The organism is Lentzea sp. (assembly GCF_035525475.1).
Classification (GTDB): Bacteria; Actinomycetota; Actinomycetes; order Mycobacteriales; family Pseudonocardiaceae; genus Lentzea.
In genome coordinates this window covers 1-6,211 of sequence record NZ_DATLEC010000058.1, presented here as the reverse complement: position 1 = coordinate 6,211, position 6,211 = coordinate 1, and the positions used below count along the sequence as shown (strand labels likewise).

At 70.2% G+C, this 6,211-nt stretch carries 5 protein-coding genes, 1 tRNA gene and 1 pseudogene; 3 read left to right on the top strand and 4 right to left on the bottom strand.

The genetic code is table 11. The annotated features are described in order from the left end of the window. Nucleotides 1–116 precede the first annotated feature (116 nt). The 3 genes from VM306_RS09905 to VM306_RS09895 form a co-directional block, all read right to left on the bottom strand. A complete protein-coding gene (locus VM306_RS09905; protein WP_325513290.1) occupies nt 117–776 on the bottom strand; it encodes a DUF4383 domain-containing protein in 660 nt (219 codons plus the stop codon). A 164-nt stretch (nt 777–940) separates the two neighbouring features. Further along, nucleotides 941–1,603: an SAM-dependent methyltransferase gene (locus VM306_RS09900; protein ID WP_325513288.1), complete on the bottom strand. Its 663-nt coding sequence runs from the start codon at nt 1,601–1,603 to the stop codon at nt 941–943. A 119-nt stretch (nt 1,604–1,722) separates the two neighbouring features. After that, nucleotides 1,723–1,794, bottom strand: a tRNA-Glu gene (locus VM306_RS09895). A 167-nt stretch (nt 1,795–1,961) separates the two neighbouring features. On the opposite strand from VM306_RS09895, the pseudogene VM306_RS09890 reads away from it, so the two are divergent. The 3 genes and pseudogenes from VM306_RS09890 to VM306_RS09880 form a co-directional block, all read left to right on the top strand. Continuing rightward, nucleotides 1,962–2,078: pseudogene (locus VM306_RS09890) on the top strand (arginase family protein); the annotation flags it as partial. Next, on the top strand, nt 2,075–3,682 hold the full coding sequence (locus VM306_RS09885; protein ID WP_325513286.1) for a thiamine pyrophosphate-binding protein: 1,608 nt from the start codon (nt 2,075–2,077) through the stop codon (nt 3,680–3,682). The pseudogene VM306_RS09890 and the gene VM306_RS09885, both read left to right, overlap by 4 nt. Then, entirely contained in the window at nt 3,679–5,067 is a 1,389-nt protein-coding gene (locus VM306_RS09880; protein WP_325513284.1) for an aminobutyraldehyde dehydrogenase, read from the top strand. Before VM306_RS09885 ends, VM306_RS09880 begins: the two co-directional genes overlap by 4 nt. Here VM306_RS09880 and VM306_RS09875 read toward each other — a convergent pair. Further along, nucleotides 5,042–5,830, bottom strand: coding sequence for an oxygenase MpaB family protein (locus VM306_RS09875; RefSeq protein ID WP_325513282.1), 789 nt, complete (start codon nt 5,828–5,830; stop codon nt 5,042–5,044). The two genes, VM306_RS09880 and VM306_RS09875, sit on opposite strands and share 26 nt — an antisense overlap. Nucleotides 5,831–6,211 lie beyond the last annotated feature (381 nt).

The window sequence follows — 6,211 nt, the reverse complement described above, 5'->3', positions numbered from 1 at the left end:
GACGCGCCGTGAGAGCCACATCAAGGACTCTCACGGCGCGTCTGCACCGGACAGGGGGACTGCCCGGGACCGGACGAAGGGGAGATGTCCGGAAAACCGAAATCGTGTTCCGAAAACTAGTGCCTGATCGTGTCCTTGTTGACGCGCTCGGTCTTCGGGTCGACCACCGCGTCCTGCTTGGTGATCGGCTGGGTCGGCGCGACCGGGCTGACAGCGGGCTCCACCCGCTCGTCGCGGACGTGCTCGCCGTGAAGGTGCTCGTCGCGGGCGTGCTCGTCGTGGACCCGGTCCTCGCGGAACGCCTCCGAACGCGGCTCCGGCACGACCGGCTCCTCCTCCTCGATCAGCTTGCGGCGCGCGGGCATCACCGCGAGCAGCAGGCCGAAGATCGCGAGGCCGAGGTGCAGCCAGTTGTCGTTGGTGTTGACCGCCAACGGGTTGCCGTACTGCTCAGCCGGGTTCTGGGCCAGGATCCCCGTGATCATGAGGTCCCACACGAAGAGCGCGGCGAAGCCCGCGAACAGCAGCCAGCCGTACAGGCGGGAGAGGCCCGACCCGAGAGCCATGAGCAGTCCGAGCACGCCGACGACCACCATCACCAGGTTGTGCAGCGGGTTCACGGAGAACCCGAGCACGTGGGACTGGGCGGCCCAGTCGCCGACCCCGGTGCGTGTGAAGCCCACGACGCCGAACACGATGAACGCGATGCCGGCCAGAGCGGCCAGCATTTGCACCGGTTGCAGACCGGCGACCTTGACAGTGACGCGGTGGGTCATGTCGCCCTCCAGGCTCCGTTCTTGTCGCCGCCTGACTACCCCGCGCTCACGTTCCGCAAACCGCCCAGCCCGGTCAGCGACACGCCCGGCATTCCATTCCGGAGGACGATCACGTTCTTCTTGGCCACGTGCACCACGCGCGCACAAGAGGCGGCACGCGACCGTCAGATACTGCCCTTGCGGCCGATTCCCGCGTACGCGCCGGGCACCGCGCAGGTCGCCTCCGTCGACAGGCCCTCCATGAGCTGCCCGACCGGAGCCGGGTGCGACACGACGAGGAACCCGCCCGCGGGTAACGCGTGCCGGTAGCGGCGCACGACGCGGCCGGGACCGGTGGCGTCGTCGACGTACCGGAGGACGTCGACCATCAGCACCGCGTACGGCTCGCGAAGGTCCAGATGCGACATCACACCCGGATGCCGCAGCACCTGCTCGGGACGGCGCAGGTCCGCCTCCACGGCGCACGCCCGCGGTTCGCCCCTCAACAGTCCGCGGCCGAACGCCACCGTCACCGGATCGGAGTCCACGTAGACCACGCGGGCCTCCGGCAGCGTCTGGTGGGTCGAACCGCAGGTCGGGATGCCCGAGCCGAGGTCGAGGAACTGACGTACGCCGGCCGCCCAGCAGTGGCGGACGGCGTGGCGCAGGAACGAGCGGTGCGCGCGCGTGATCCGCGGCAGTTCGGGGTCTATCCGGACGGCCTGCTTGGCGAACGCCCTGTCGGCGGCGTAGTTGTGCGCGCCGCCCAAGTAGAAGTCGTGGATCCGCGCGGCGTTCGGCCGACGTACGTCGACCTCGTGGCGTGCGAAGGCGGGGACCGCGGCCATTCGCAGAGCGTAACTGGCGCCTAGACCATTCGGGCGAAGTTTTCGAAGATTCTTTGGGTCCGTCTGACATGAACCGTGTCGGAAGACGGCCCGGTCCACCCCACTGAGACCGGGCCACGTAGCGCGTACGGGGATCGAACCCGTGTTTCCGGAGTGAGAATCCGGTGTCCTGACCACTGGACGAACACGCCGAGGACGAGCATTCAAGTACAAATGCTCGCAGAGAATAGCGGAAAGTGAACTAGCTGGTCACAGCTTCGAGGGCGCTCCGGCCCATTCCTCTGCGGTAATCATGGAACAATGATGACCGAACAACCGGACGGCCCGCAAAGGAATTAATCGAGCCACCGGAGCGCGAGGCGTGGACGTGGTGGAGGTCGCCCCTGCCTACGACCACGCGGACATCACGTCTGTGGCAGCCTCGCACGTGACCTACGACCTCGTGAGCCTGCTGGCGTTGAAGGAGGACGCGTGACTCGCACCGGCGGTGATGTCGTCGTCGAGACGGTGGAGGCGCTCGGCGCGCAGACCGTGTTCGGCATCCCCGGACAGCACGCCCTGGGCCTGTTCGACGCTCTTCGCCGCTCCGGGCTGCGGTACGTCGGGTCGCGGACCGAGGTCAACGCCGCCTTCGCCGCCGACGGGCACGCACGCGTCACCCGTTCCGTGACGCCGCTCCTGGTCTCCACCGGGCCCGGCGCCCTGCAGACGCTGGCCGGGCTGCAGGAGTCCGCCGCCTCCTCCGCGCCGGTGCTCGGGATCTCGTCGCAGATCCCGTCGGCCGGCCTCGGCGGGGTGCGCGGCGGGTACCTGCACGAGCTGCCCGACCAGCTCGCGTCGTTCCGCGGGGTGGTCAAGCACGCGCGGCTCGTCCGGCACGTCTCGCAGATCGCGCCGGCACTGGTGGAGGCGTGGGAGGTCGCGATGACCGCGCCGTTCGGGCCGGTGTGGGTGGAGATCCCGCAGGACGTGCTGCTCGCGCCCGCGTCCGTGCCGCCGGTGACGTCGGCGCCGTGGTCGGCCCGGCCGCTGCCTCCACCGGCCGAGCTGGTCGCCGAGGCCGTGCGGTTGCTGGACGGCGCCTCCCGGCCCGTGGTCCTGGCCGGCGGCGGTGCCTCCGCCGAGGAGTTGCTGGAGCTGGCGGAGAAGCTGCGGGCGCCGGTGGTGACGACGTTCGGCGGGAAGGGCAACTTCCCCTGGGAGCACCCGCTCTCCGCGCGGTCGTGGCTGGAGGACCGGCACACCACGACGTTCCTGGCCGACGCGGACGTGCTGCTGGTCGTGGGTTCCGGACTGGGCGAGCTGTCCAGCAACTACCGGACGTTCCGGCCCGGTGGCGCGGTGATCCAGATCGAGGCCGATCTCGGCAAGCTGGAGTCGAACTACCCTGCGCTGGGGATCCACGCCGACGCCCGGCTCGCCTTGCGCGCCCTGGCTTCCGGCGTGACGGCACGCGTCGCCGACGGCGTCGCGGAAGAACGCGTGCGGGAGCTGCTGGACCGCGTCCGGGACCGGTTCGCCGCGCAGGAGCTGGACCTGGAGTGGCAGGTGCTGGAGGCGCTGCGGTCGGCGGTTCCGGACGGCACGCCCACGTGCTGGGACATGACGATCCTGGCCTACTGGGCGTGGTCTGCGTGGGATCCGCGTGGTGGCGCGCAGTTCTCGGCGCAGGGCGCCGGTGGTCTCGGCTACGGCTTCCCCGCGGCGCTGGGAGTGGCGGCGGCCGTCGACGGTCCGGTGCTCGCGGTGTCCGGCGACGGCGGTGCGATGTACGGGATCTCCGAACTGGCCACGGCCGCCCAGCACGGTTCGCGGGTCGTGTGGCTGATCGTCGACGACGGCGGCTACGGCATCCTGCGCGAGTACATGACCGACGCGTTCGGCCAGGCCACCGGCACCGAGCTCACGCGCCCGGACTTCGTGGCGCTCGCCGGGGCGTTCGGCGTGCCCGCCACCCGCAGCACGCCCGAGTCGCTGCGGGAGGACCTCGTCGAGGCGTTCGCCGCGGACGGCCCGCACGTCGTGGTGCTGCCCGCGGTGCTGCGCATGTTCGCCCCCACGCACCTGGAGCACACGTGATCGTCGCGAACTTCGTCAACGGCGCTTCCGTCGCTTCGGAGGAGACCTCACCGCTCGTGGACCCGGCGACCGGTGAGGAGTTCGGCCGCACCGCCGTCTCCCGTGCCGCCGAGGTCGACGCCGCCGTCCAGGCCGCCGCGCGCGCCTTTCCCGCGTGGTCGCGCACCACTCCCGGCGAGCGCCAGCTGGCGTTGCTGAAGCTCGCGGACCTGCTCGATGCCCGTGCGGACGAGGTCGCCGACGCCGAGGTCCGCGAGACCGGCAAGATCCGCTCGGTCGTGCTGGACGAGGAGATTCCCCAGTGCGTGGACCAGATCCGGTTCTTCGCCGGTGCCGCCCGCGCCCTGGGTGCCGCCGCCGCGGGCGATTACATCGCCGGCCACACCTCGTACCAGCGCCGTGAGCCGGTCGGCGTGATCGCGCAGATCACGCCGTGGAACTACCCGCTGATGATGGCCGTGTGGAAGATCGCTCCCGCGCTGGCCGCGGGCAACACCGTCGTCCTGAAGCCCTCCGACACCACGCCGTCGTCCTCGGTGCTGCTGGCGTCCCTGGCTTCCTCGGTGCTGCCCGCTGGGGTGTTCAACGTCGTGCTGGGCGACCGCGACACCGGCCGTCTCCTGGTCTCGCACCCGGTTCCCGCGATGGTGTCGCTGACCGGCTCGACCCGCGCGGGCGTCGAGGTGGCCCGCGCTGCCGCCGCGACCGTGAAGCGCACGCACCTCGAACTGGGCGGCAACGCACCGGTTCTGGTGTTCGACGATGTGGACGTGGACGCCGCTGTGTCGGGAATCGTCGGTGCCGCCTTCTACAACGCGGGCCAGGACTGCACCGCCGCCACCCGCGTGCTCGTGCACTCGGCCGTGCACGACGAGTTCGTCGCCGCACTGGTGAGAACGGCGTCCTCGCACGTCCCCGGCGTGGACTTCGGCCCGCTCAACAGCCAGGCCCAGCTCACCCGCGTGCTCGGCCTGCTGTCCCGGTCCTCCGGTATCGTCCACTGTGGAGGGAAGCAGCACGGTTCGGCCGGGTTCTTCCTGGAGCCCACCGTGATCACCGGCCTGGACCAGTCCTCCGAACTCGTCCAGGAGGAACCCTTCGCACCGGTGATCACCGTGCAGTCGTTCGACTCCGACGACGAGGCCGTCGCTCTGGCGAACGGCGTCCCGCAGGGCCTGGCGTCGTCGATCTGGACCCGCGACACCGGCCGCGCCGCTCGGCTCTCGTCCCGGCTCGACTTCGGCATCGTGTGGGTCAACACGCACGGCCTCGTCGCGCCCGAGATGCCGCACGGCGGTTTCGGCGCGTCGGGCTACGGCAAAGACCTGTCACTGCACGGCCTGGAGGACTACACCCGCGTCAAACACGTGATGATCGCGCACTGAGCATCGCCTGGTACGGCATCGGGTAGTGCAGCAAACTGGCAGGGACGCAGGCGGACATGACCCGGATGGCCCGGATCCAGAGCCTGAGCCTGCGCTCGTCACCGTCCGTCCACTCCAGACCGAGCTTGTCCCGCAACTCCGGCGGCAACGTGCCGACAGCGAAGTCCGGCAACACCTGCGCCGCGACGGGCCGCACCAACGGCCAGAGCGCACTCGGCAGGTGCTCGGAGCCTGGCGCTCTGCCCGACCGCAGCTCGAACGCCTCCAGCAGACCTTCCACACCGTCGGTGGGCATCAACTGCGTGGCCACCACGTCGTCGACGTACTCCCGCAACGCTTCGAGGTCCTCCGGCATCGACCTGATGCCGAGCGCCCGCCCGGTGTCCCGCCACTCCCCGTACAACCGCTGCTCGTGGATGGCGGGCAGCCGCGGCCGCAGCAACCGGTAGGCCGTGAGCAACGAGTCGAAGCTGGTGGCGTGAACCCACCGGAACAACTCCTCGTCGGCCCCGGGAATCCGCGCGTGCCACTCGACCAGCCGCCGAGCCTCCTCAGCGGCCTGCTCACCACCGAACAACCGCAGCTGCGAAGAGGTGATCGTCCGCGTCAACCGCGCGAACGGGTCCGCGCGGTACCCGTCGCGCACGGCGGCGGCGATGACCGGGTGCGCGACCTGCATCAGCACGGCCCGCCCCAGCACCACCAGCTCGAACCGCGTGTACCAGCCCAGCCGCCACGTCATCGACTCAGGTCCCAGCGTCACAACCTCGATCCTTCCCCGAGCGGCGCCACCTCAGCCGGATCTCTACCCGAAGGAGTTACGGGCACCGCCCTGATGGCCGAGGTCCGTCCGAGAACTTCATCGCCAGGCGGCACAATCCCAGGGCATCCTCGCCGGACCCGGACCCGGAGTCGGCCACGGCCTCTGGATCGCCGAGAACGCGCCCGCCGACCTGAAACGCCTTCAACGGGACCGCGTCGCCCGACTGGATGTAAGCGCTCCCTTGACCTCCAGTTAGGTCGAGTTCGTAGCGTCACGAGCATGTTCGCGATTCGGCAGTACGAGTTCGGCCCGGCCTCGAACCTCCTCGTCGAGGAGGTCTCCGACCCGGAGCCCGCCGCAGGTCAGGTGCGGATCACCGTG